The sequence below is a fragment of the Pseudoalteromonas sp. A3 genome, assembly GCF_025942345.1.
In the GTDB taxonomy this organism is placed as follows: domain Bacteria; phylum Pseudomonadota; class Gammaproteobacteria; order Enterobacterales; family Alteromonadaceae; genus Pseudoalteromonas; species Pseudoalteromonas atlantica.
This window is the reverse complement of record NZ_JAPCKL010000003.1, coordinates 29,760-54,620: the sequence shown is the minus strand read 5'-3', so window position 1 is coordinate 54,620 and position 24,861 is coordinate 29,760. Positions and strand designations below refer to the sequence as shown.

The following is a 24,861-nucleotide window of genomic DNA, read 5'->3' as shown; positions in this document are numbered from 1 at the left end:
ATTAAAAATGTACGTAATAGCCTAATTGTAATTGTGTATCTGAGTTACCCACTTTATTACTACTTTGATAACCCAGCTGTAATTTAAATAAATCATCCCCTAGCACTGACCAGCCCGCACCACTAGATACTGAAATGTCGAGGGTGTCGTTTAACGTTTGATAACCCGTACTGATGTCGAATAACCACGACGGGCTTTCGCCTAAATAAGGGGGGGCTAAGTTTGAGTTTGACGAAAGCGAAGTGCCCAGAGCAAAGCGCCTAAAAGGTTGTATATCAATAAGCAGCGGTCGGGCTCTTTGATCTATGCCTAAAGGGGCTAATGTGCGTTCAAAGTCTTGCCATTGAGCACTAAAATAAGTACTCCAAATAGGGCGGTCTTTTAAAATAGTGTATTGATAGCGGGCGTTATATTCTTGCCCGCTGACAAGCGTTGAGCTATCACTGCGCCGCTTAAATGCCATGGCGGCTGCCGAGAACTGCACGTTTTGACGCCCATCAATAGCGTAATTTATATAAGCCGTGGTTTTATTTAATTTGGCAAAGCTAAGTAAGGTTTCTGATTGGCGGTTTTCAACGTTGTGCTCAAGTTTTACACCTACCTGCGTGCGCGAGTCCCACTGGTAACGCGCATCTAGGCTCAAGCCTTGGCGGCTCATTAAATTGCCCTGATGAGAGTCTACTTTTGCATCAAAGTACCAACGACCCCATGTCATTTTATCTTCTACGGCAAACAGTAACCCGTTGTTATTTAAGTTTTGTTGATTGCTAATGCTAAGTTTCCATTGCCCTTTAGCATACGGAAAATAAACATTTACATCGTACTGGCTAGTGTTTAAACCGGCCTCGGGGGATAGGTTAATCTCTAATGCTCTAAAGTAGCTGGTGCGGGCGTTACGTAATAAAGACGTTTCGGCTTGTGTTGGCTCTTGTGTTAACTCCTCATACCAACGCTGCATAGTTGCATAAGGCTGCCTTAAATAGAGTAAGGCGCTTAACTCATCTATTTTGCCTAACGTTTGCGTATTTACCAGAGCCTTTACTTTATTAAACTCGCCGTTGCTCATAGCCAATTGTAGCTTTTGCCATGGCTCAAGTTTTTGTGCTGCTCGTCTGGCTAACCACCAGTTGGCGGTTGCGTTGTTTATAGCCTCAGGCGCTATGTCATCTAAGCTGCTAAATTGGCGTAAGTGGGGCACGGCCATTGCGCCGGCCCATTGGATCATTAAACCTCGGTATGCGTATTTGTCTTTTGGTAAATGGTTTAATAAGTAATGTTTAAGTTCGCTGGCATTAGCGTAGTAGCCTAACTGGTTCATAACATCGGCTAAATTTACTAAAGTGGTTAAATCTCGAGGGTTACTAATGGCTAATTGGCGCAGATAAAAATAAGCACTATTAAAAGCTTTTTGATGAATAGATAAACTCGCCAGTAATTGTGCCCACTCTCGGCTGGGTTCATTGCTTGAGTAGTTAGCTAAAATACGCTTAATCATAATGGTGTCGTGCATTTGCAATGCAAGCCAGCCTTGCGCTAGTACCACATCGGGATTGTATTCACTTAGTTTTGCTGCGCGGTTAAGTGTTGTGTATGCGTAATTTAAGTCACTTTGATTTTGGTACCAGTTTGATAATATTAACCATGCAGGGTAAAGCGCTTTATTATAACGTTGTTTTTCAAGAGCCTGATGAGCACGAGTAACGTGTTCTTCATCGCCAATTTGCGTGCTTAATAAGGTAATTTGGATTAACTGTCTATCAGTGAGTGCGGTTTGTTGCCATAGGTAATTTAATAACCCTTGTGGGTTGTCGGCAAATTTTAGCTGCTGATAATGCAGCATATCACCTACACTCAGTGGGCTAATGTTTTTTAATTGCTCTAAAGCGTACAGCTCTTCTTTTTTATCATTTACACGCAAAGCCATATCAACGCGGGCGCCCCAAAACTCATCATCGTTACTACGTGCTTTTTGTTTTAAAATGGCCAAAGCGGTTGTAAAGTCATCGTTTAACCAATGCGCTCTTGCAAGCCAAAGTAAGTCTTCTTCGTTTTTCGGCCCTGCGTAGTGAGGCCACAAGGCTCTCAGCCCAGCTAAATTACCGGTATCATGTAACACCTTGGCTTTCCAATATTGTGAAAGAGGTGTTTTTCCGTTTATTTGCTCATAGCGCTCAATATGATTAAGCTCTTGTTTTGCGTTACCAATAAATTCGTTGGTTTGCATCCAATTTGCAAATCCGTTGTCTTTAAGCTGTCGGTTTTGCGCTTTATATTCGTAAATGTCGTTGGCATCTTGATATAAGTACAAGGCATTCGCATCATTAATGCTGTCGGTCAGCATAGCTACATCAACGGCTTTATGGGCCATTAACCATTTAAATTCTTTAAGCGCCTGTTTAGGCTTATTTTGCCAGCGCATAATTTTCCAATTTAAAAGCCTCAGCGCTTTATCATTGGGTGTTTTAAGTAATAACTTTGCGATTAATTGTTCAGCTGCGTTTGCATTGCCATTGGCTAAGTTTAAATGCATGGCTTTGGTTAAATATTCGCTGTTATTAGGCTGAGTTTTTAATAATTTTTCTACTGCTTTTAAGGCTTCTTTATTATCACCCGCTAAGCTTGCAAAATATAATGTACGCTCGGTATTAGCGGTATCACCGTATTTTTTCCACCATGTGTAAGCTTGTTTTGGATTGTTAGCACCCAGTGCGGTTTCAATGGCTTTTTGGGCTACATCGGCATTAATGTGGGTTTTATAAATAGCGAGCGCTTTGCCAGGCTCACCTGCGCCTAACCAAAAATCAACGGCTAATAATGGCTGTGCGTGTTGCTCATAATATTGCGCTACGTTTACATTGAGCCCCGTGGCTTTAGCTATATTTAATAACTGGTTATCCCAGTGTTTAAATGCCGCAAGTTTAAGTGTTAGTTCTTCAAAACGGTCATCTTTATTTGCGCCACTATCAACCCACAATGCGTATAAAAGTTTTATTTCTAATTCAGTTTTTGTATCGCTCTTAGGGAGTTTTTCAAGCTCGTTAGTCGCTTGCGAATACTCATTTAAGCCCAGGTGAATGGCTATTTTTTTGGCGCGTAGTTTTTCATTATTAGGGTCGCTACTTAATGCGGCATTTAAGTAGGTTTTTTCAAAGGTATAATCTTGCGATAGCGAGTCGTCTTCAAAAAATAAGGTGTGCGGAAACAGCGCGTAAAGTGAAAAGCAACTAACCGCTAATATAATTAAAATGGTTTTAACTGATACTAAGTGAGGGCGCTTTTTGTTATTCATTATTGAGCCCTTGTTGCGCAGTTTAAATAGCCATAAAATTCGCCAGCAGGTAATGTAAACTGCGTTGTATTGGCAAAGGTTTTTCCGCTAAAGCGCTTTCCCATATGCGAAATGAATTGACAATTGCGAGCATTTTTAAGCTCAATTTTAGCCTCAATCCACGCTTTAAAGCTGACAGGGCCGTTTACCTGCCAATTACTAAACGCGACATTAGCAGAGAGCAAATAAGGTTGGTTATCTGGCGTTGTATGATCAAAGTTAATAGTCGCTATTTCATCGCCCACGTGAATATAGTTTCCTTGCGCGGTTACCCCTAAAATACCCTGGCTGTTAGTCATATTGGGCACATCAAAAATAGTAGGCAAGCGCAGCGTTTTTATATATTTAGAACTAAATAGCCATTCGCCACGCGTATTTTTAGCAAGCGCAGAAAAATAAAAATCTTTGGCAATGCGTGCATATTGACTTAAATGCACCGGGGTATTTTCTCTGGCTAATACGTAATCAATATTGTAATGCAGCGCATCAAGCCCTGCTGGCACTTCGCCAGAGTAAAAGTGAAAGTAAATTGTGTAAGGCTTTAACCTGTATGGTTTTTCGGTTATTTCAAATGTTTCTACTAATCGCTTAAAACCATAGTAAGGGCCGTGCCATAAATTGGTGTAAACATTTTCGTTTAAAATGGGCGCGTATATTTGATACAGCAAATCTCGCTCAGGGCGGCCAATAGGTGATATATGCGACAAGCTTGGATTGTCGGCATTGACGTCGGTATTTCCTCCATTAACGTTAATTAAACCGGCATCGCGCGCAAGTTCGAGGGCTTTTGGGCCTGGGGTTGCATCACCTGACCATAGCATCATCACGGTTTTTTTATTTTTTGGTGCGAGTCGCTCATTAATGTAATTTATTGAGCCTGTTATTTCTTTATTTAAATCGATGGCGTCATAACCGGGTACATCTAAATGAAACCCGTAGTCGGTGTCGTCTTTATTTATTTCTTTTCTACCTGATAAGGCTGTCCAGAAATAGGGGTGGCTGTAAGTGTGTGACGCGACTTCGACATAAGGAAGCGCAAAAATTTCTTTGGCTATTTTTTCAAGCTTTGGGCTGTCAGCGCCATGCAATCCGTTAGGCTCAATATCTGCTTGGATAATTGAGGAGGTAAGTGGTAGCTTGTATTTTTTTATAACTTCATCGCGCACAACTTCTGCTGCGTAAGGTTTACCTGCAAAGTGCGCAATGCTCGTAAAGCCGTCGCCATCAATATGAAGGGTTAGCATACGCCGACCGCTTAATGTAGTTGTATCTGGGGCTAGTATAGGCACAAGCCCCATTGCCTTAGTTAACACGGCTTTGGGGTCTACAACCCAGTTACTGCCCTCCATAGGCAGTGTATCTATAAGCCAAGGTGCCGCGATAAGTGCGCCGTACTTAGTTTTACTTCCTTGGGTTAGGGTGGTGCCATCTTCAGCGTGTATTGATATTAATGATTGCGCATTCTCTGCAAGTGTTAATAAATAGGGCTTTACAATAGCGGGCGCAGTGGTTGACTCACCTTTGAGCCAAGATGCCATAGCCGCGAGTTTATAAGGCCCATTTGAAGGCAAATTAGTAGGCTCTACTCCTAAGCTTTTAAGTAACTTATTAGAAGGAGGGAGCTCGCCAAGTACCAGTTGCGGTACCACGCCTAAGTTACTTTCGAGCCACTCAATAACCTGTGCATTATAAAATTGATCGCTCGTTGTCCAAGAGATAATGCCAGCATGGAGGCTGGCATCTACTTTAGGTAAAGGCGTGTTAGCCATGTCTATGTAATCAGGTATGTAGCCTAAATACTCAATCATTGTGGCAAGCTTTAAATGAACCGTGGTGTATATAAGTGGCTTTACATTACTGTTGTATGGAATAAGTATGCGCCTAGGCACTGGCTGTATATTTGATGTCCCCCAAGTTTGAAGGTGCCCATCAGTAACCCAAGGAGCATAACCTTGGGCAATAATCTGCTTAGCCATCGCAAGGCGCTGCTGTGGTTTAGCGTAATCAATTACCTGTACGTTAAAGCCCAGTGATTGTGCTTTATGAAGCTTTTCATTTAACCAAGCTTGATCGTTCTCAGTGGTAAGTTTGTAGCTGTTATCTACTGGATTAAAGTGGCTAAATAGCCCCTCTGCAACTAAATCAGAGGCGTAATCGTTAAGCTGTGGCAGTAGCTCAAACCCTCTGTTTAAAATTAAATGTTTATTAAATGTACTCGACAAACCTTTAATTATATTCACAAGCCCCACTTGTTGAGCCGCTTTATCGTAATCGGGTTTTAATAATTGGTAGCTGTCGAGCGTATCTAAAAATAAACCGTTAAAGCCTCGTTGTTGTAATTCACGTGCTTGTTTTTGCAGGTGTTGTTGCCAATGCTCAGCGGTTAAATCAGCAATATGGCTATTCCAGTGTGGATTTTTTGCTACTGAGGATTCATTTTCAGTAAACGATTCTCCCACACTTAAATAAGCGAATACGCTAATGTTGCGATCTTTAAGCCAATTAAGTTCGTGTTGAGTGATGCTTTGCGGCTGCACAACAACCCGTGAATAAAAGGTCATTTCAGCCAGCGGCATGGGGGATGAGTAATAAAAGGCAATGCTCTTGTTAGCAGGTTGAGCGCACACGTTTAAACAAATCAACAACGTTAGATATAAGAAGTACTTCATTATTATTTTTTAAAAACCACAGCCTAAGTTAACGTTGAACATTGTCCCGCTTTTTGTGTAAGTATTTATTATTAGAATTGTGATGATTATATGTTAAATAAAAATGCCTGGCTACCTTGATGTGAGATGAATAGTGGTGGAATTGCTTGAGTGTTAACTAAGTAAAAGGTAATAAAAACGCCTTACTGCACAGTGTTTTCGATAAAAAATTGCGACTAATGTCGAGTGATAATGTATATCTAAAGCGCTGTAATCTAATTATAATGCGGCCACCTTAGCAACCTCCTGCGCTATTTATAAATTGATATAAATAGTGACCTATTAAATGCTTACTTTATTGCGTTAATTACTGCAAAGCAGACAGTGATAACGTGTATACCCTATTTGTGGAGATTTAATGAGTAACTTAAGCTTGAGAAATAAACTTTTATTACTGGCTATTTTACCGTTGAGCTTGTTATTAATTAGCTTAATGGCCAGCTCGTACTATTTAGAATCGCAAAACCAGCAACAAAATTTTGAAACAATTAAATCTAAACTCATTAAAGACAAACACACGCTACTTGCCACTGAAGTGGAAATAGCAAGCAAGTTGGTACGCCATCAGTTAGATAACGGATCAACACAAAGTGTTAAAAATGTCCTTAGGGAGCTTACTTTTGGTGACGACGGTTACTTTTTTATTTACGACACACGCGGCGTTAGTGTGTTCCATGCCTTGTTAGGAAGTGCTATTGAAGGGCAAAATAAAATAGGGATGACAGACCCAAATGGTAAAAAAATAATTGTTGGATTATTAGAGCAAGCACGTAAAGGTGGCGGGGCATTTAATTACCATTTTCAAAAGCCAAATACCAACGGGTTAGTAGAGAAAATAGGCTATGCCGTAATGATACCAGGTACCGATTGGATGATTGGTACGGGTGCCTATATGGATGATATACAAACAGAGCTTGCAAATTATAAACAAACTATGCAATCGCATACTCGCGAAAAAATAACCACCTTGTTATTAATTGCCTTATTTTGGGTTGTGGTTAGCGTAGTGGGCGCACTTTTAGCGTCTAACGCTATGGTTAAACCTATCCAAATAATGGGCCAAAGCTTAGATGATATTGCTAAAGGTGAAGGCGACTTAACAAAACGCCTAGCTATACATACGCACGATGAAATAGGGCAGTTGGGCGAATCGTTTAATGTGTTTGTTAGCAAGCTGCAAAGCATTATAAGTAATGTGGCTGATGTTACTAATGATGTAAAAAACGCCTCAAGCGATATTAATTCGCAAACAAAACTGTTTGAAAATAAACTGCTTAATCATAACCACGAAACAGATTTAGTTGCCACAGCGATTACCGAAATGTCGGCTACTTCTCACGAAGTGGCTAAAAATACCACGCAAGTTGCTGAGTCTACTCATACGGCAACGCTAGAAGTGGCAAAAGCGCAAGAGTGCGTAGATATATCACTAAGTGAAGTTTCTGACCTTATGGGCGAAATTAACCTAGCTGCTGATCAGGTAAATTCTTTAAGTGAGCAATCTAAAAAAATAGACAGTGTACTTAGTGTAATAGGTGGCATTGCCGAGCAAACTAATTTACTTGCACTTAACGCCGCCATAGAAGCCGCACGTGCCGGCGAGCAAGGCCGGGGTTTTGCCGTGGTGGCTGATGAAGTAAGGAGCTTAGCGAGTCGTACACAACTTAGTACCCATGAAATTAGTGAAATGCTAAGTGAATTACATAACTTAGTGGGCGCCGCGGTAAATGCCATGCAGGCGAGCCAAGCAAGTTGTAATCGCTCAGTTGAGTCATCGCGCGATATATCGCAAAGTTTAGGTGCTGTTACTACGTCGGTTACCACGATTAACGACATGAGTACGCAAATTGCAACCGCTGCCACAGAGCAAAGCTCAGTGACAGAAGAGATAAACCGTAATGTGTTTGCCATTCAAGAAATTGTTAATGAACTAACCCAAGCAAGTAAGGCCACCTCTGAGGTTAGCCAGCATTTAGCAGGGCGCGGTGAAAACTTAGGACAGTTAATAGGGCAGTTTAAGGTTTAAAACGTCATTGCATAAACCACTACTAGCCGCAACTTATGTTGCGGCTTTTTATTTTAAATACAAAATGGTTTAGAGGCTGTTTGCTTTTTGAGGTTGAATTTTTAGCAAGGTACTTTTATTTGGTAAAGCTGTGCTTATATTTTAAGGTTGCTGCACAGGCATAGGCGATAACGCAGTATTAACGCCAAACATTCCAGACCCTAGGTAGAACAAATTTTTATTTTTGAAAGTACGCTAACCCTAGGGAATTTTATTAATTATGTGTAGTCTATTACACGCATTTTGAATAAACAGAGTAACCCTTATATGCAACAAAGTATGCCTTCAGTACAAAACGCCGACCCCGAAACGCTCGTAGCAGAGCAAGACCTAGGCCGGTTGATATCGTTTTTACGTTCAAAAATTGCTATACACATTGATGCCCAACTCGATTGTATGGACTTAACCTCTGCGCAATATATTGTGGTGGTGCTATTAGCGCGTGGCTCAGTAAACACATTAGCTGGGCTGAGCGATCATATGGTGTATGATAAAGGCGCGATGAGCCGTTTGTTAAAGCGTTTAGAAGAAAAAGACTTAATTGAAAAAACACAATGTGAGTTTGATAAACGCTCTACACTTTTAAGTTTAAGTGATAAAGGCAAAGCGCTTTATCCGCAAATAATGCCCTTAGTAAATCAAGTGTACGAAAAAGCACTTAGCGGTTTTTCTGAAAATGAAAAACACAGCGTTATGGACTTACTAAACCGAGCAATAAACAACCTAGATACACCTTCTTAAATCTCTAAAAAAGATTATCAACATTTTAGCGATACTGTTTCAATAAAAACTTAGCCTGCTAAGTACTAGATCTAATTGTGCGGCAAATCCAACTTTGCTAATATAGTTGCCTAGGCAATTAAAGTTATCATCTTGTTAGGTTTGTTATGATTGAAAATAAGTTGTTATCACAATTACAGCAGCAGTTTCCTGAACATGTATTTATGCAACAGTATTTAAGTGTTGTTCATAAAGGGCGTTTTGCGAACGCAATTGTATACAGGTACAAAGATGATACGTTTGACTTAATAGTAAAAGACTTTAGCCAAAGCCCGTGGTTTATTCGTAAAACCTTTGCCAAGCTTTCTGTAAATCAAGAATTTAAAGGGTTGAGCCGCTTAGCACAGCTTGATGCAGTTGCTAATCGGTTTAGCCGTTTATCGCCGATAGCGGTGGCGTATGACTACATAGAAGGCACGCCGCTTAGAAGCTTAATACACCAGGGTGAGACGTTGCCTGTTGAATTTTTTATTGAGCTTGAACGCCAAGTTGCAAAAATGCACCGCCTAGGCATTGTGCATTTAGATTTACGTAATATGGGCAATATATTATGTGGTAGCGATGGCAGGCCTTATATCATTGATTTTCAGTCAACCATTAGCTTTTCGCGCTTTGCGCGTTGGTTGCAACGTTTTATGCGCGGCTCTGACATGTCGGGCGTATATAAAGCGTGGGATAAGCTAAGTAGTACACCTTTGCCGCGTGCTAAGCAGCAGTATTTACAGCGTTTTAACCATGTTCGTAAACGCTGGATATTTAAAGGCTACCCAATACAACGTGCATATGCATGGGGTGCTGCAATGGTCACGCAGTTTGTAGACTCTGACCTAATACGTAACTTAACCGATAGATTTTAATCCCCCTTTTTCATTGTGTGACTTTGCCCATAACAGCTTAGCGTTATGGGCTTTTTTTTGGCTAAAAATAAGGCCAAAAATTTCTTTTTTAATTTTTAAAATAAACAGTAGTATCGCTGGTGTTTTTACCCCTACAATGCGCAAAAATAATGAGCGCAGTTTCAACCATCAAAGCTTAAAGCGTCTTAATAAGTTTAGGTTTTTTCTGCAATTTTTTATTGTTCAAGTAAACTATAAGCAATGTGCATTTTTAAATTTAAGGTTTCAAGATGATTGAGTATCCAGTCGACCAACTACCGCAGCTAATAAACGATTTATTACAATGCGAAACACACACGCAAAAAAGCCAGCTTTTAGCCGATGCACAGCTTAATTTATCTACTGAGCACCTATCGCTACTTTTTGAAGCCATCCCAAAAGAACAGCGTCTAGAAATTTGGCAGCTATTAGATAAAGACACGCAGCATGAAATATTCGTCACCCTGAGCGATGACAGCTGCTTATGGTTACTACAAACCTTAGATGATAGCGAGGCATACGCGCTATTAGATGAAGTGAATGTTGAAGAATTACTTGAGCTTGAAGAGGTTATTCCTGAGCGCTTTGTTGATTATGCTAAAAAGCAACTCGATGAAGCACAAACGAAACAATACGATCTTGCTCAGCAGTATCCGCCTGAGCAATTAGGTCACTGGGTTGGTTTCGACTTTCTAAAAATAACTGAAAAAGCAACAATTGCAGGCGTTAAAAAATTACTGCACAAAGGTTTGCCGCAATACAGCGAAGTTGTGTATTTAGTTAGCCGCCAAGGCAGCCTAATAGGTGAACTTGCAGTAAATGATTTAATAAAAGCCGATGAAGGCGATAACCTATTGGCGCTGGCAAACTATGATTTTTCATCATTGCATGCTGATGATGATTTATACGAAGCGGCAGAAGTGGTTATTCACAGTGAAAAAATGGCCATGCCGGTGGTTAATACCGATAATAAATTAGTCGGGCGTTTAACCATTAGCTCGGCATACGAACTACGCCAAGAAATTGCCGACGAAGCTGCGGCCAAAGCTGGTGGTTTACGCGAAGACGAAGACCTGTTTGCCAGTGTAAGAAAAAGTGCTAAAAACCGGGGAATTTGGCTGGGTATAAATTTAGCTACTGCGTTTTTAGCATCGTGGTTTATTGGCTTATTTGGCGCAACAATAGAGCAGGTTGTGGCACTGGCGGTACTTATGCCTGTGGTGGCCTCTATGGGCGGAATCGCCGGGAGTCAAACTTTAACGGTAATAGTGCGCGGTTTAGCGCTTGGCCAGGTAACCGACTCTAACCGCAATGCACTTTTAAAAAAGGAGCTACGGGTAGGGGCGGTGAACGGCTTAGTGTGGGCATTAGTGATTGGCGCGCTCACCTTTGTTTGGTTTAGCGACATAATGCTAAGCATTACAATTACCGTTGCTATATTGCTTAACTTAGTTGCTGCGTCGTTAGCTGGGGTTGTTATACCGTCTATTTTAGACAAAATGAAAATAGACCCTGCGCTTTCTGGCTCGGTAATATTAACCACGGTTACCGATATAGTTGGGTTTGTGACCTTTTTAGGGTTAGGCAGTTTATTACTGCTTTAAGCTAAAAAACAACAAAGCCGCATTAAGCGGCTTTGTTTTTTATTAAGAAAGGTCGTGTTCTTTAATAGTAACCACCCGCTGCGGAAAGGGTATTTCTATCTCAGCGCTATTAATGGCTTTATAAACGCCTGCGTTTATAGCAAGCTTGGTTTCTATTATTTTGGTTGTAGGCACCCAATAGCGATAACTAATGGTTACGCCGCTATCGGCAAAGCGCTCTATGCCTACTTGAGAAATAGGGTTTTGAGCCACCTGATCATGAGCCTTTAATACTTCTTCAATAAGGCTAACAGCGGTATCAGCGCAGGCAGTATAGGCTATGTCTATTTCTCCTTTAACTAACGAGTAGCTAAACGAGTTGTGAATAATTTCACCCACTATGTGCTTGTTAGGAATAGTGATTTCTACTTTTTCTTCATCAATTAAAATGGTGTAACCCAGCTCAATTGTTTTTACTTGGCCGCTGACCCCTTTTACTTCAATGGTATCGCCTACCACAAAAGGGCGCGTGGCAATAATAGCAAGGCCTGCGCCATAGTTTGAAAGCATTCCTTGTAAGGCTAAACCCGCACCCAGAGAAGCAGCACCTATAGCCGCTACAAAGGGGGTAACACTAATGCCTATTTTGCCAAGCGCTATCACAACAACCATCACAATAAGCAATACTTTTACCACGTTACTGACAAAGCTGGTAAGCGTGATATCGACATTGTGACGAGCCATCAATTTAGCGACTAAATTTGAGAGTTTTTTAGCCACCCACAAACCCAGTATAAGAATAAAAACGGCACCCACAATTTGCATGCTGTAGGTAACTAAATACTCAGTGAGCATGGTGTAGTATTTTTCAAATTGTTCTATTTCAGAACTGATCATAGTGGGCTCTTTATATTGCGTAATTATTTTTTGCTAACTATAGCAAAGTGTTGACTAAAAAAGGATATAGCACGGGGACTATTATGGCGGTTAATAATGCGCTTAAAGCCATCGCAACCGAGGAAAACGCGCCTATTTTTGGGTGCTCGTCCAGTGCTGCTGCGGTGCCTATAGCATGGCACGCAGTTCCCATTGCTATTCCTTGAGCTTGGTGGTTATTAACACCTATCCACTTAATGAGCATTAACCCAAAGAGTGCACCTAGTAAGCCAATAAATATAACTAATGCTGCGGCAAGAGAGCTAATCCCCCCTAAGGACTCAGTAACTATTAACGAAATAGGCGTAGTTACACTTAATGCAGCTACGGAGGCGCTTAAATTGGCGGGTACATCAAATAAAATACTTAAAATAAAAGCCACCACAGTGGCGTTAATAATGCCTAAGCTACACGTGCTTACTATTAACAGTAGATTTTTTCTTACATGTATAAACTGCTGATACAAAGGTAAGGCCAGTGCCACTATAGCAGGCTCTAATAGCCAACTAAGTAGTTGGCTATGCGTGGAAAAATCAGCATAAGGTAATTTTAAATTAACAAGTACTAAGGCAATAATCGCAATACTTAAAAACACCGGGTTGGTGAGCGACTTTACTATGCTGTGCTGCCAGTGTTTATTAAACGCTCTTAATAGTAAAAACAGCAAAATAATAGCGGGAGTTGTTAAGTACCATAGCGTAAGGTGCAGCTCAGTCATTGTTATTTTTACCTTTAACATAGCCAACAACACTGCTTACCAGTAAAAGCGTACTGGCAGGGACTAGCAAAATAACCAAAACCAAATAGGGCCAATGCAGCTTAATAAGTGCAATGTGCTCGATAAATCCTACCCCCGCGGGTATAAAAAATATTGGCATAATATTTAAAATAGGGGAGGCCGAGGGTTTAATATGGTGCTCTTTCACTACACCTAACAGTAATAAACACAGTAAAATAACCATGCCAAGGAGCGGTGCAGGAAAGCTGCCACCAATTAAGTGCATTATTAATTTAGCACACCCTAAACACAGTAAAATAATTGCACTGCTAAGCAAGTACTTCATGATAATGGCTCATTAATATAGAAAGAAATTAACGTTAGCAAATACGCACTATTATTGAATGCTAATTTAGTCTTACCAGCGCTTTGAATTTGCATAGCTTATATCTGTTTTCCCTTTTGCTTTGGCAATTGCTTTTTTAGTATTAGGATTGAGTAACAAGCGAATTTGGCTAAACGTTTCTTTAGCTAAAATTTGTCGTTGGTTTGTTGTGTAGCTTTGCTGAGTAACGCGCTTTATCGCTGCCAGTGTATCGGGGGAGCGTTCACGTAATATATTTAACATGCGCTGCGTGGCCTGTTCGGTATTGTCTGTAAGCTCTGTGACTAACCCCAGCTCGTAGGCCGTGTGTGCACTAATAGGATTGGCATGGCTTGCCAGCCACAGCGCTTGGTCGCGCTTTAATAAACCAGCAAGCACTACATTAGCGCCCATATCGGGGCATAGCCCCCAACGCGCTTCCATAATGGCCAGTTTTGCTTGGGTATCAACAATTCTATAGTCGGCGCCCAATGCTATTTGTAGCCCACCCCCTAAACAATTTCCGTTTATTTGCGCAATCACAGGTACGCTTAACGATTGCCAGCCCAGTACCACTTTTTGCGCTAGGTTTTGATTGCCAGGTAGCCATTTTAGCAACAGCCTAACAATGTTTAATGGTGAGGCCATCACTGCAGCCACATCAAGCCCTGAGCAAAAATGCTCACCATCACCTTTTATCACTACGGCGCGAACACTTTTATCTTTTTTTATACGTTTAATAGTGCTGTTTAATTGCATGAACATCTCAAAGCTAAGTGCATTTTGTTTTTCTGCGCGGCTTAAAATAACGTTAGCAATGCCTTGTTGTATTTCTAGTTTTATCATTGCGCTCTCCTATTATTATGTGTTTGAGCTTATGATGTACGCCTTACTAAGTAAAGTAACGGTTTGTTTTATAATAAAAAATAAATTGAATTATTTTTAACTTTTTTAGTCAAAGCACTTTGAATCTTATTTAAGCTTAACTGCGCATGAGCTGGTAACAAAAAAGTCATTATTTTTAGCTGTTTTTTCTCAAAACACAGATGAGTTTTGATATTATGTGCGCACTTAAAATGCATTGAGGTTTTACCCATGTCAGGCCCACGTTTATATAGCGAAGAAGAAGTTACCCATCAAGCGTACGATATTTTTTTAGAGCTGGCGCCAAATAATCTTAGCGAACAAGATGTTGTAGACTTTAACGAATACCGAGAAGAGCTTGGGTTTATTGAAGAGGGCGAGCCTGATGAGCAATGGCAAGACTTTGTAGCACTTGAAATAGAGCCGGAGTTATTTGTGCAAGTGCTAGTGGGGTTAGAGTTTGAAAACGAAGATGTGTTATTTGCAAAAATTTTAATTAGCCGTGATAAAGACGCGCCGTTTTGTCATATTTTGTGGAAAGAAACAGAGCACGCTGAGTAAGCAGTTTTGTTTGTATGTGCAAGAGAGTTTACCGTGCATAAGTATTTACTATTCGTGTTTTTAATAATGAGCAGCCGCTGTTGGGCTGTTGATCCATTTGAAGACTTTCATGAATATGGACAACTCTCTGATGAAGAAATTCACGAGCTACATAAAGGCGAAATGCTCTATGGCGATACTGAATTTGGCTTGATTTTAAGTAAGGGTAATACTAACTCTACCAGCTTTAAGTTTAGAGGAAATTTATACCAAGACTTCGAAAATTGGCGTAACCAATTTAAATTAGACACCTTGTATAAACGAGATCAAAACGAAGATACAGGGCAAACCGATGTAACGGCAGACCGTATTTTTGTCTCTGCACAAGGTAACTACAAAGTGGGCGTTAAAAACTCTTCATTTTTTATTTACGGTGACTACGAAGAAGATAAATTTAGTGGCCTAGATTACAAAAGTACGGTGGCTACAGGCTATGGAGCCAGAGTTTACCAAGGTGTAAAAAATAAAGTAGATATTGATATTGGCCCAGGTTTATATCGCTCTGTCGCTGATGATGAATCAGAGGTAAGCGAAGAAGATGAAAACAAAACTGGTTATTTAGTACGTATTGCAATGCAGTGGGAGCGTTTGGTATCAAAGCGCACGCGCTTTAATCAAGATGTGAGTATTGAGCAGTCTTTGTCGGGGTTAAATTCGCGTTTGAAGTCAGAAACCGCCTTGATTAGCCAAGTCATAGGTGCGGTATCGTTAAAGTTTGCCTACATGTATCGTTATAATTCAAAACCTGAAGACGATAACCTTAAATACGACTCAGAATTAAGCGCCACATTGGTGTACAGTTTTTAATAATAAAGAGAGCGTTATGTATCAGCATAAACAATATGCGGTGTTTATATTTTTTGTTTTAGCATGGATAGGCGGCTTTGTTGCCTTAGCCTGGAACTTAATGGGCGCCGATGTGCCATTAATGGTATTTGCCGGTGTATTGGTTTTAGTCGGTTTTTTGTTTCATGGTTTAACTGTAAAAGTTGATGAGCAAACAATTAGTTGGGCTTTTGGCCCTGGCGTTGCGGGGCAACGATTAGCACTTGCGGACATAGTAGAGGCTAAAGCGGTGCAAAACTCTTACCGCCATGGTATTGGTATTCGTATTACGCATGATGGGTGGGTGTATTCTGTATCCGGGTTTAGTGCGCTACAGTTAACCTTAAAAGACGGTACTAAGTACCGAGTGGGAACAAACGATCAGCAAGGCTTATTACGTGCGCTTGAGGGTAAAATAACACCCAGGGAAACTCCTTTAGAGGAACCGGCGGCAATAAAAACCGCGACCTACAACAATATGTTATAAAAAAAGCGCCTTAGGCGCTTTTTTTATAAACGGCGGTATGATTAGTGATCGTGACCACAACCGCCTTCACCGTGCACGTGGCCGTGCGCAAGCTCTTCTTCGGTTGCTTCGCGCACCTCTAAAATTTCTACATCAAAATTAAGGGTAATACCCGAAAGCGGGTGGTTGCCATCAACTATAACGTCTTCATCTTGAATCTCGATAATCATCACAGATTGATCACCATCATCAGTTGACGCTCTAAATTGCATACCCACTTCAATCTCCATGCCATCAAACATCGACTTAGGCACCGCTTGCATTAGGTTATCGTGACGTTCGCCGTAGCCTTCTTCAGGTTCTACTTTTACATTTAATGTATCACCGGCTTGCTTGCCTTGGAGTGCATTTTCAAGCCCTGGGATTAAGTAGCCTGTGCCAATAATAAAAACCAGTGGCTCGCCATCAAAAGAGTTATCAATGGTATTGCCATCGTTATCCAGTACTGAATAATGCATTTTTACTACTGTGTTTGGTGCAACGATCATAGTCATTCCTATTTATTCATCTTCAAGAGAGTAAGGTAGAGGCAGAATGCTTAGCTCTACCTGAGGGGTGTGCTTTGCACGAAGCACGTGTGTACTTGGTGTATCGTTTGGCAGCACAACAAGGCCAAATAAGGTTTGGCTATTTTCGTTATAGCTTTGGGCAATTAGTTTACCAGCGCGACGCCAGTTTTCGCCCACTTGGGTTTCAAGCTCTGGCTCTTCAAGTAGGCCATCGCTTTTACCTGTAACAATATACATAGCGCGTTTGTTTTTACCTAGGTACTTCATACGGGCAACCGTTTCTTGGCCGGTGTAACAGCCTTTTTTAAAACTAATGCCGTTAATCGCTTGAAGGTTTACCATTTGTGGTACGTATTCGCCAATGGCGTCACTATTTAATTGTGGCTCGCCCGCTTTTATAGCGGCTTCTTGCCATAGTGCGCAGTTATCTAATGTAGACACATCATCTGGCATACTAAATTGGCTATCAACCATTAGTAAAACGCGATTTGGCGCTAACTTAAGGGCTTTACCACTTGGGAAGTCACAGGCCGTTTGGTCATCAGAAAAACGAATATCAAGTTTTTCTAGTACTGGGGTTAAATCGTCACTGATCAACCCGATTAATCTGTTCGTAGAAACATCAATATCTACTTTGGCAAACACAGCGTATTTTTTTAGCTCACTGAGCGACTTCTCTACCTCAGGCTGTGAACCTGCTAAGTAGTAGCTATCTTGGTGAGAAAATAATTTAAACACACCCCACAACTTGCCTTTGGCACTGCAGTGACCAGCCCATAAATAATTGCTGTTAGATAGTTTATTGAGATCTTGAGTGATTTGTCCGTGAAGATAAGACAATTTATCCGCACCGGTTAGGCTAATAAGTTGGTGAGATAACGGACATGCATAAACGCTCGACATAAAAACCTTCTGTGCAATACAAATGAGTAGACATAATAACGCAGTTATAACCTAGGGTACAGCAACGAAGGCGGGCAGTTTTTTATTATTTGAACACAGATTAATAGCTGCTAATTAGGCGGGTATTTGTTAAACTCGGGACAATTAAGTATGAGGTTTAAAATGACTGAAATTCATAGTAAAGCACGTATACGCTGGGCTTGTCGCCGCGGCATGTTAGAGTTAGATGTTTTGTTTATGCCATTTGTAGAGCAGGCGTATGATTCGTTAAATGCACAGCAACAGGCTGTATTTCAGCGTTTGCTAACCCAAGAAGACCCTGATTTATTTGCATGGTTTATGGGCCATGAAGAATGTAAAGATGCTGAGCTTAATACCATGGTATCGCTAATTTTAGACCGAGTTCGTGTATAGGTTTACGGTAGTAAATAACAAAGCAGAACAGCGGCCTGTGGTGCTGTTTTTCTGCTTATTAAGTGTGGTATTAGGGCTTTATTTAAGCTCTTTTTTTAGCATAGTTGTTTGTATAACTGTAAATACAATTGCGTTTTGCTGGGTATGGCAAAAAATAGTGACTATTCACCCTGAAAGTGGCGTTATTATTTTAGAGCCTAAGCAAATACGCTTCGAAAACGAAAGTTTAAAAGTTCAGGGGCAAATAACCCCTAAAACAAAAATATTAAACACCAGTGTATGGTTACACATCAAAGGTTTTAATAAACGCCAATGGCTTATTATTTCAGCTAATGGCGTAAATAGGCAAAGCTACGCACGTTTAAAGCGCGCAGCATTGATTGCCATTAATGGCGAGGTGGAATCAAAATAGTGGGTGTTGGGTTTTCATTTTGCTCAGGATAGTCAATCGTATAGTGAAGGCCGCGGCTTTCTTTACGTTGCATTGCACTTCTAATTATCAGCTCGGCTACTTGCACTAAATTACGAAGCTCCAATAAGTTATTACTTACTCTAAAGTTTGCGTAATAATCATGTATTTCTTGTTGTAATAACTCAACACGGTGCAGTGCTCGTTCTAGGCGTTTAGTTGAGCGCACAATGCCTACATAATCCCACATAAATAACCGCAGTTCGTGCCAGTTATGGGTAATAACAATTTCTTCATCAGAATTACTGACTCGGCTTTCATCCCAGCTTGGCAGCGCAAGTGGTGCTGGCGCATGCTCAAGTTTACTTAAAATATCTTTTGCGGCAGCGTGAGCAAATACAATGCACTCTAATAATGAATTGCTCGCCATACGGTTAGCGCCGTGCAAACCCGTGTAGGCTACTTCGCCTACAGCGTATAAGTTATCTAAATCGGTTTTACCGTTAAAGTCGCTCATTACACCGCCACACGTATAATGCGCGGCAGGAACAACCGGGATGGCTTCTTTGGTTATATCAAGCCCTACACTTAAACACTTTGCGTAAATAGTAGGGAAGTGCTCAATAATAAAGTCTTTATCTTTGTGGCTAATATCTAGGTATACACAATTTGCACCTAAACGCTTCATTTCAAAGTCGATAGCACGGGCTACTATGTCGCGCGGTGCCAGCTCTTCTCTATCGTCAAAGTCTTTCATAAAGCGAGTGCCGTCGGGGCGCTTTAAATACGCTCCTTCACCGCGCATAGCTTCGGTAATTAAGAAGTTTTGTAGCTCTGGATGATAAAGGCTTGTGGGGTGAAACTGGTTAAATTCCATATTGGCTACCCTACAGCCTGCACGCCACGCCATGGCAATACCGTCACCGCTAGATACATCAGGGTTTGAAGTGTACAAATACACCTTGCTTGCCCCCCCTGTTGCGAGCGCTACAAATTTAGCTGAAATAGTTTCTACTTTTTTTGCTTTTTTATTCCACACGTACATGCCATGAATATGCGAACCCGGCTTACCTAAGCTTTTATCACTAATCAAATCGATGGCATTGTATTGCTCGAGCAAGGTAATGTTTTTATGCGCTTTAACTTGGCTAATTAAGGTGGTTTGTACGGCCTTACCAGTGGCATCGGCTGCATGTAAAATACGGCGATGGCTGTGTCCGCCTTCGCGGGTTAAATGAAAGCGCTCTTTTCCTTTGCTATCAAACTCCATATCAAAAGGAACGCCTTGCTCAATGAGCCATTGTAAACACTGATGCGCATTACTTGCAGTATAATGCACAGCTTCTCGGTCACATAAACCACCGCCGGCATCAAGGGTATCTTCAACATGTGATTCTATGCTGTCGTTTTTTTTATCAAATACTGCGGCAATCCCGCCTTGTGCATACAGTGTAGAGCCTTCGGTGAGGGCACCTTTACTGATCACAGTAACATTACAATAGTTAGCTAAAGACAATGCAAGAGATAAGCCCGCCGCGCCGCTACCGATAATAGCGACATCAGCAATATGATGTTTATTTTGGTTCATGTCAGAGGTACTTTGCGGTTACAATGCTCAAATTAGAGCAATATTTGTTTTTAATAATGTAGTTGTATCATATTTGTCATATTACTACGTAGTGATTTTAATGGCTTAGCGCCGTTATTTACGACTATTTTATAAAAAAATAATATTAAGCAGAACTTTTTATTCATAAAGAGGTCAGAGTATTTGTGAACAATGGCGACACTATGAATAACCAGCAAGAATCAAACAGAGGAGTACCGGCTCGAATGAGCGAGCAGGAATTAGATTTAGCGCTTGTAAAAAGGGTCCAGCAAGGAGATAAAAACGCCTTCAACCTATTAGTAAAGAAGTATCAGAACAAAATTGCAGGGTTAATTTCACGTTATGTGTCTAACCAAGGCGATATTGCAGATGTAGCACAAGAGGCATTTATTAAGGCCTACCGTGCACTTCCAAACTTTAGAGGTGATAGTGCCTTTTATACGTGGTTATACCGTATTGCCGTTAATTGTGCTAAAAATTATTTAGTAGCTCAGGGCCGTAAACCGCCAGCAAACGATATAGACGCTGAAGATGCCGAGTTTTATGACGGTGCGGATTCGATGCGTTCAAACGCATCGCCTGAAAACTTACTGTTAAGCGACGAAGTACGCGCTGTTATTTTTAATACGATTGATAGTTTGCCTGAAGACCTTAAAACCGCGATTACCCTAAGAGAAATCGAAGGGATGAGCTATGAAGAAATAGCCGTGGTAATGGATTGCCCTGTTGGGACAGTACGTTCGCGTATTTTTAGAGCCCGAGAAGCAATAGATAATAAATTAAACCCATTAATAGGCGAGTCTTAGTATGACAAAAGCACACGTTAACAAGTTGGATAGCGAAACGTTATCAGCATTACTTGACGGCGAACAACACCTTGCAGAGGGTAAAATTTCTGATCAGGATGTTGCTACGTTTGGTCGATATGCGCTAATTGGTGATGCGATGCGTGCTCAAAAAAATAACAACGACATACACATCGATATAAGCGATAACATCGCCTTAGCACTTGAAAGTGAGCCTGTGTATGCCGATTTCACCCAATCGACAGCAAACAAAGCTCCAGATACCGAGCACAGTGAAGCGCAGCAAGATAACAAAGTAGTGGCGTTTAATTGGCGTAAGCCGGTTGCACAACTTGCTATTGCTGCAAGCGTAGCTATGTTTGCCATTGTTGGCGTAAATACCTTGCCGCAAGGTGCGGGCGAGCAAGAAAGCGAAATTCCGCTTTTACAAACTACCCCATTAACAGGTATGGCGTCGCCGGTGAGTTATTCTTCAGAACCTGCTCTTGAAAACGCTGAGCAAGGTTTACGCGAATTACAGCAACAACGCATTGGCGCGTTAGTTTTAGAGCATCAACGTCAAGCACGTGTTGCACACTCTTTGCAAACAGCGCAAAATAGTGACAAAGCGCAAGAGGAAAAAAACTAATTAAATGAAAGTAATCACTTTTGTTCTGTCGTTAGTATTAAGCTTTAATGTTTTTGCTAACGACACAAATCCCGCCAAAGATTTATTACTAAACATGGCGAACGCAGTGCATACCCGTAATTTTGACGCCTCTTTTGTGGTGGTAAAGGGTAAAGCCATGGAACCTTACCGTTGGGTTCATGCAAAGCAAGGTGAAACAGAGCTTGAGCATTTAAGTTTACTTAATGGCGCGGGCTTAGAAATGGTGAGAATTAACGACCAAGTAACCTACTTTGAACCGCAATCGCAGCCATATTCTATAAATACAGACTCCATTGCTGGGCCAATACCTGAAGTATTATTTAAAGATATTGAAGCGCTAAGCAGCCAATATGATTTTGTGCTAGGTGGTAAAGGCCGTATTGCAGGGCGAGCGGCGCAACTGGTGAGAATAGAATCAAAAGATGAATATAAATATAACTATTGGATTTGGCTTGATACAGAGTCATCACTGTTATTAAAAGCCGCTTATGTTAACCACAAAGGTGAAGCATTAGAGCAGCTACAGTTAACCCATATTAGCGTAACAGAGCAACCAGCACCGATGATTTTAGAAGTGCTCAATCGTAATTTTCCAACGCCATTACCAGGTAACGCACTGAAAGGTGAAAAAAGCAATGCCACAAACTGGCGCATTGGTTGGTTACCTAATGGCTTTAAATTACTAAAGTCAGACCGCCATAAACTTGATTTAAATAACGAACTTACTGACTATTATTTATATTCTGATGGGTTTGTTGAAATTTCAGTTTTTGTACAGCGCCCCTTACCAGGTCGCCGCTTAAGCGGATCATTAACTTCTGGCGCAACGACAATTTATGTGCATAATGGCGGAAACTTTGATGTATCCGTTGTTGGTAATGTGCCAAGCCAAACCGCAAAGGCAATTGCTGAGTCAGTGACTCGCGCATTATAAACAATTCGTAAGGGTTGTTATGATTGAACAAACACTTACAGTGGTTGCCCTAGATGGCACCACTGCCCACTTAGAAGCCCAGCAAAAAAAAGCCTGCGAAGGGTGTAATGGTCGCTGTGGCTCGCAAGTCTTTGCCAAACTCTTTGGTAGCGATAAAAAAACCTTTCCATATCAATTTGATACTCCTGTAGAAGTGGGCCAAAAAGTAACGCTCTCATTAGATGATTCGCATCTAGTCAAACATGCTTTTGCTGTATACATGCTGCCTTTATTTTTAGGATTAACGCTTGCATTTATTAGTGCCGAATTACTACTTTTAGCGCAGGGATGGCAAATATTATTCGCCGCTTTGGGCGGTGTAGGTGGTTACTTTTTAGCTAAAAGCAAAGTAAAAACACTCAGGCATGATGTAAAAGTGATAAAAATTCATCCAATTAGCATTCCTTTAACGCAAATAGATGGTGATTAAGGGCAATTAAATGTAAAATTGCCGTTCTATACCAGAGTAACTTGGAAATACAGGGTAAAAAGGCAATCAAAAATTTGATTATCTAAAGCGCATTTAGCCACTTATATAGCACTTATACCCAATAAGTATTTTCAAGTCACTCAGGTGTTCGTACTTAGCCTATTAAAATAGAAGTTTAGAATCCAGTTTATGAAGCATATCCGTAATTTTTCGATCATCGCCCATATTGACCATGGTAAATCGACCCTTTCAGATCGTTTGATCCAGGTTTGTGGTGGCTTAACAGACCGCGAAATGCAAAAGCAAGTGTTAGATTCAATGGACATCGAGCGTGAGCGCGGTATTACCATTAAAGCGCAAAGTGTAACGCTTAACTACACAGCTAACGATGGCGAAACCTACCAACTTAACTTTATCGATACACCAGGGCACGTTGACTTTACTTATGAAGTTTCTCGCTCTTTAGCGGCATGTGAAGGTGCGCTTTTAGTTGTTGATGCCGGACAAGGTGTTGAAGCACAAACGCTGGCAAACTGTTATACCGCCATTGAAATGGATTTAGAAGTAATCCCTGTTTTAAATAAAATAGATTTACCGCAAGCCGATCCGCTTCGTGTAGCAGAAGAAATTGAAGACATTATTGGTATTGATGCCCTAGACGCTGTGCAATGTAGTGCAAAAACAGGTGTTGGTATTGCTGAAGTACTTGAAATGATTGTAAAGGATATCCCACCACCGGTAGGTGAAAAAGATCAACCTTTGCAGGCGCTTATTATTGACTCGTGGTTTGACCCATACCAAGGTGTTGTATCACTAGTGCGTATTAAGCACGGTGAACTACGTGCCGGCGACAAAATAAAAATAATGTCGAACGAGCAAGTACATACAGCTGATCACGTGGGTATTTTTACCCCTAAACAAACCAACACGGGTATTTTACGTACCGGCGAAGTAGGGTTTGTTATTGCCGGTATTAAAGAAATACACGGCGCCCCAGTGGGCGATACGATTACGCATCAAAAAAATGCGGCACCAGCGCGTTTACCAGGCTTTCAAAAAATTAAGCCGCAAGTATATGCAGGTATGTTCCCAATTGCCTCTGATGATTATGAATCGTTTCGCGATGCACTTAATAAACTAAGCTTAAATGATGCGTCGTTATTTTTTGAACCTGAAAATTCAACAGCACTGGGTTTTGGTTTCCGCTGTGGCTTTTTAGGTATGCTACACATGGAAATTATTCAAGAGCGTTTAGAGCGTGAATACGATATTGATTTAATTACCACGGCACCTACTGTAATCTACGAAGTAGTAACCAAAGAAGGTACGAGTCAAATTGATAACCCGTCTGACTTACCGGCGGTAAATGATATTGTTGAAATACGCGAACCAGTGGTAGAGGCAAACATACTTGTACCGCAAGAGTTTTTAGGTAGCGTTATTACTCTGTGTGTAGAAAAGCGTGGTATGCAAACTAAAATGAGTTATCACGGCAAACAAGTCGCTGTAACTTATGAGCTACCTATGGCTGAAGTGGTTATGGACTTTTTTGATAAATTAAAGTCAACCAGTCGTGGTTTTGCATCGCTTGATTACAACTTTAAGCACTTTCAAACATCAGACATGGTACGTGTTGATATACTTATTAATGGTGAACGTGTTGATGCACTCGCTATAATTGTTCACCGAGACAGTGCACAATCACGCGGCCGCCAACTTGCTGATGCGTTAAAAGAGCTTATTCCGCGTCAAATGTTTGATATTGCGATTCAAGCTGCAATAGGACAACATGTTATTGCCCGTACCACGGTTAAGCAATTACGTAAAAATGTAATCGCTAAGTGTTACGGTGGTGACGTGAGCCGTAAGAAAAAGCTACTGCAAAAGCAAAAAGATGGTAAAAAACGAATGAAGCAATTGGGTAACGTAGAAGTACCGCAAGAAGCGTTTCTAGCTATTTTGAAAGTTGGTAAATAAAAACAAAGGA

The 24,861-nt window shown here is 41.0% G+C and carries 23 protein-coding genes; 14 read left to right on the top strand and 9 right to left on the bottom strand.

Going from position 1 to position 24,861, the window contains the following annotated elements; genetic code table 11:
- Nucleotide 1 precedes the first annotated feature (1 nt).
- On the bottom strand, nucleotides 2-3,289 hold the full coding sequence (locus OIZ54_RS06320) for a tetratricopeptide repeat protein (RefSeq protein ID WP_264389999.1): 3,288 nt from the start codon (nucleotides 3,287-3,289) through the stop codon (nucleotides 2-4).
- Nucleotides 3,289-5,997 carry an endo alpha-1,4 polygalactosaminidase gene (locus OIZ54_RS06315; RefSeq protein ID WP_264389998.1) on the bottom strand — a complete coding sequence of 903 codons (2,709 nt, stop codon included), beginning with the start codon at nucleotides 5,995-5,997 and terminating at the stop codon, nucleotides 3,289-3,291. Before OIZ54_RS06315 ends, OIZ54_RS06320 begins: the two co-directional genes overlap by 1 nt.
- Before the next feature lie 397 nt (nucleotides 5,998-6,394).
- Here OIZ54_RS06315 and OIZ54_RS06310 point away from each other — a divergent pair, with 397 nt between their 5' ends.
- From OIZ54_RS06310 to OIZ54_RS06295, 4 genes are all read left to right on the top strand, one after another.
- Nucleotides 6,395-8,062 (top strand): methyl-accepting chemotaxis protein, encoded by a 1,668-nt coding sequence (locus OIZ54_RS06310; RefSeq protein WP_024033093.1) that lies wholly within the window; start codon nucleotides 6,395-6,397, stop codon nucleotides 8,060-8,062.
- Between the two features lie 306 nt (nucleotides 8,063-8,368).
- Complete coding sequence (locus OIZ54_RS06305) at nucleotides 8,369-8,842, top strand: MarR family winged helix-turn-helix transcriptional regulator (RefSeq protein ID WP_264389997.1); 474 nt, start codon at nucleotides 8,369-8,371, stop codon at nucleotides 8,840-8,842.
- A gap of 146 nt (nucleotides 8,843-8,988) precedes the next feature.
- Nucleotides 8,989-9,738 carry a serine/threonine protein kinase gene (locus OIZ54_RS06300; protein WP_248452051.1) on the top strand — a complete coding sequence of 250 codons (750 nt, stop codon included), beginning with the start codon at nucleotides 8,989-8,991 and terminating at the stop codon, nucleotides 9,736-9,738.
- 269 nt (nucleotides 9,739-10,007) lie between these two features.
- The gene (locus OIZ54_RS06295; RefSeq protein WP_024033089.1) at nucleotides 10,008-11,360 is read left to right on the top strand and encodes a magnesium transporter; all 1,353 of its coding nucleotides are present in this window, start codon (nucleotides 10,008-10,010) and stop codon (nucleotides 11,358-11,360) included.
- A gap of 42 nt (nucleotides 11,361-11,402) precedes the next feature.
- On the opposite strand, the gene OIZ54_RS06290 is transcribed toward OIZ54_RS06295, so the two are convergent.
- The 4 genes from OIZ54_RS06290 to OIZ54_RS06275 all read right to left on the bottom strand — a co-directional run bounded on the left by OIZ54_RS06290 (nucleotide 11,403) and on the right by OIZ54_RS06275 (nucleotide 14,203).
- Nucleotides 11,403-12,236: a mechanosensitive ion channel family protein gene (locus OIZ54_RS06290; protein WP_264389996.1), complete on the bottom strand. Its 834-nt coding sequence runs from the start codon at nucleotides 12,234-12,236 to the stop codon at nucleotides 11,403-11,405.
- A 37-nt stretch (nucleotides 12,237-12,273) separates the two neighbouring features.
- Complete coding sequence (locus OIZ54_RS06285; RefSeq protein WP_138684442.1) at nucleotides 12,274-12,993, bottom strand: LrgB family protein; 720 nt, start codon at nucleotides 12,991-12,993, stop codon at nucleotides 12,274-12,276.
- Nucleotides 12,986-13,339, bottom strand: a complete 354-nt coding sequence (locus tag OIZ54_RS06280; RefSeq protein WP_264389995.1) for a CidA/LrgA family protein — start codon at nucleotides 13,337-13,339, stop codon at nucleotides 12,986-12,988. Before OIZ54_RS06280 ends, OIZ54_RS06285 begins: the two co-directional genes overlap by 8 nt.
- A 72-nt stretch (nucleotides 13,340-13,411) precedes the next feature.
- Nucleotides 13,412-14,203 carry a crotonase/enoyl-CoA hydratase family protein gene (locus OIZ54_RS06275; RefSeq protein WP_264389994.1) on the bottom strand — a complete coding sequence of 264 codons (792 nt, stop codon included), beginning with the start codon at nucleotides 14,201-14,203 and terminating at the stop codon, nucleotides 13,412-13,414.
- Between the two features lie 249 nt (nucleotides 14,204-14,452).
- Here OIZ54_RS06275 and OIZ54_RS06270 point away from each other — a divergent pair, with 249 nt between their 5' ends.
- The 3 genes from OIZ54_RS06270 to OIZ54_RS06260 all read left to right on the top strand — a co-directional run bounded on the left by OIZ54_RS06270 (nucleotide 14,453) and on the right by OIZ54_RS06260 (nucleotide 16,133).
- Nucleotides 14,453-14,782 (top strand): HI1450 family dsDNA-mimic protein, encoded by a 330-nt coding sequence (locus tag OIZ54_RS06270; protein ID WP_264389993.1) that lies wholly within the window; start codon nucleotides 14,453-14,455, stop codon nucleotides 14,780-14,782.
- Between the two features lie 66 nt (nucleotides 14,783-14,848).
- Nucleotides 14,849-15,628, top strand: coding sequence for a DUF481 domain-containing protein (locus tag OIZ54_RS06265; protein ID WP_276537847.1), 780 nt, complete (start codon nucleotides 14,849-14,851; stop codon nucleotides 15,626-15,628).
- Between the two features lie 16 nt (nucleotides 15,629-15,644).
- Nucleotides 15,645-16,133: a hypothetical protein gene (locus OIZ54_RS06260; RefSeq protein ID WP_264389992.1), complete on the top strand. Its 489-nt coding sequence runs from the start codon at nucleotides 15,645-15,647 to the stop codon at nucleotides 16,131-16,133.
- A 41-nt stretch (nucleotides 16,134-16,174) separates the two neighbouring features.
- On the opposite strand, the gene OIZ54_RS06255 is transcribed toward OIZ54_RS06260, so the two are convergent.
- Together OIZ54_RS06255 and OIZ54_RS06250 are read right to left on the bottom strand one after the other, a co-directional pair.
- Nucleotides 16,175-16,660 carry an FKBP-type peptidyl-prolyl cis-trans isomerase gene (locus OIZ54_RS06255; RefSeq protein ID WP_004586217.1) on the bottom strand — a complete coding sequence of 162 codons (486 nt, stop codon included), beginning with the start codon at nucleotides 16,658-16,660 and terminating at the stop codon, nucleotides 16,175-16,177.
- Nucleotides 16,661-16,672: 12 nt separating this feature from the next.
- On the bottom strand, nucleotides 16,673-17,584 hold the full coding sequence (locus OIZ54_RS06250; RefSeq protein ID WP_004586218.1) for a YgfZ/GcvT domain-containing protein: 912 nt from the start codon (nucleotides 17,582-17,584) through the stop codon (nucleotides 16,673-16,675).
- A gap of 162 nt (nucleotides 17,585-17,746) precedes the next feature.
- Between OIZ54_RS06250 and OIZ54_RS06245 the strand changes: the two genes are divergently transcribed.
- Both OIZ54_RS06245 and OIZ54_RS06240 read left to right on the top strand, forming a co-directional pair.
- On the top strand, nucleotides 17,747-17,998 hold the full coding sequence (locus OIZ54_RS06245; protein WP_004586219.1) for a succinate dehydrogenase assembly factor 2: 252 nt from the start codon (nucleotides 17,747-17,749) through the stop codon (nucleotides 17,996-17,998).
- 157 nt (nucleotides 17,999-18,155) lie between these two features.
- Nucleotides 18,156-18,410, top strand: a complete 255-nt coding sequence (locus OIZ54_RS06240; protein ID WP_319640996.1) for a hypothetical protein — start codon at nucleotides 18,156-18,158, stop codon at nucleotides 18,408-18,410.
- On the opposite strand, the gene nadB is transcribed toward OIZ54_RS06240, so the two are convergent.
- Nucleotides 18,385-19,995 carry an L-aspartate oxidase gene (gene nadB, locus OIZ54_RS06235; protein WP_024033085.1) on the bottom strand — a complete coding sequence of 537 codons (1,611 nt, stop codon included), beginning with the start codon at nucleotides 19,993-19,995 and terminating at the stop codon, nucleotides 18,385-18,387. The genes OIZ54_RS06240 and nadB overlap by 26 nt on opposite strands.
- 245 nt (nucleotides 19,996-20,240) lie before the next feature.
- On the opposite strand from nadB, the gene rpoE reads away from it, so the two are divergent.
- From rpoE to lepA, 5 genes are all read left to right on the top strand, one after another.
- Nucleotides 20,241-20,822 carry an RNA polymerase sigma factor RpoE gene (gene rpoE, locus OIZ54_RS06230; RefSeq protein ID WP_004586222.1) on the top strand — a complete coding sequence of 194 codons (582 nt, stop codon included), beginning with the start codon at nucleotides 20,241-20,243 and terminating at the stop codon, nucleotides 20,820-20,822.
- A gap of 1 nt (nucleotide 20,823) precedes the next feature.
- Nucleotides 20,824-21,450, top strand: a complete 627-nt coding sequence (locus OIZ54_RS06225; protein WP_024033083.1) for a sigma-E factor negative regulatory protein — start codon at nucleotides 20,824-20,826, stop codon at nucleotides 21,448-21,450.
- Nucleotides 21,451-21,454: 4 nt separating this feature from the next.
- Complete coding sequence (locus OIZ54_RS06220) at nucleotides 21,455-22,405, top strand: MucB/RseB C-terminal domain-containing protein (protein ID WP_264389991.1); 951 nt, start codon at nucleotides 21,455-21,457, stop codon at nucleotides 22,403-22,405.
- A 19-nt stretch (nucleotides 22,406-22,424) separates the two neighbouring features.
- A complete protein-coding gene (locus OIZ54_RS06215) occupies nucleotides 22,425-22,874 on the top strand; it encodes a SoxR reducing system RseC family protein (protein ID WP_264389990.1) in 450 nt (149 codons plus the stop codon).
- A gap of 189 nt (nucleotides 22,875-23,063) precedes the next feature.
- Nucleotides 23,064-24,851, top strand: a complete 1,788-nt coding sequence (lepA, locus tag OIZ54_RS06210; protein ID WP_004586226.1) for a translation elongation factor 4 — start codon at nucleotides 23,064-23,066, stop codon at nucleotides 24,849-24,851.
- Nucleotides 24,852-24,861 lie beyond the last annotated feature (10 nt).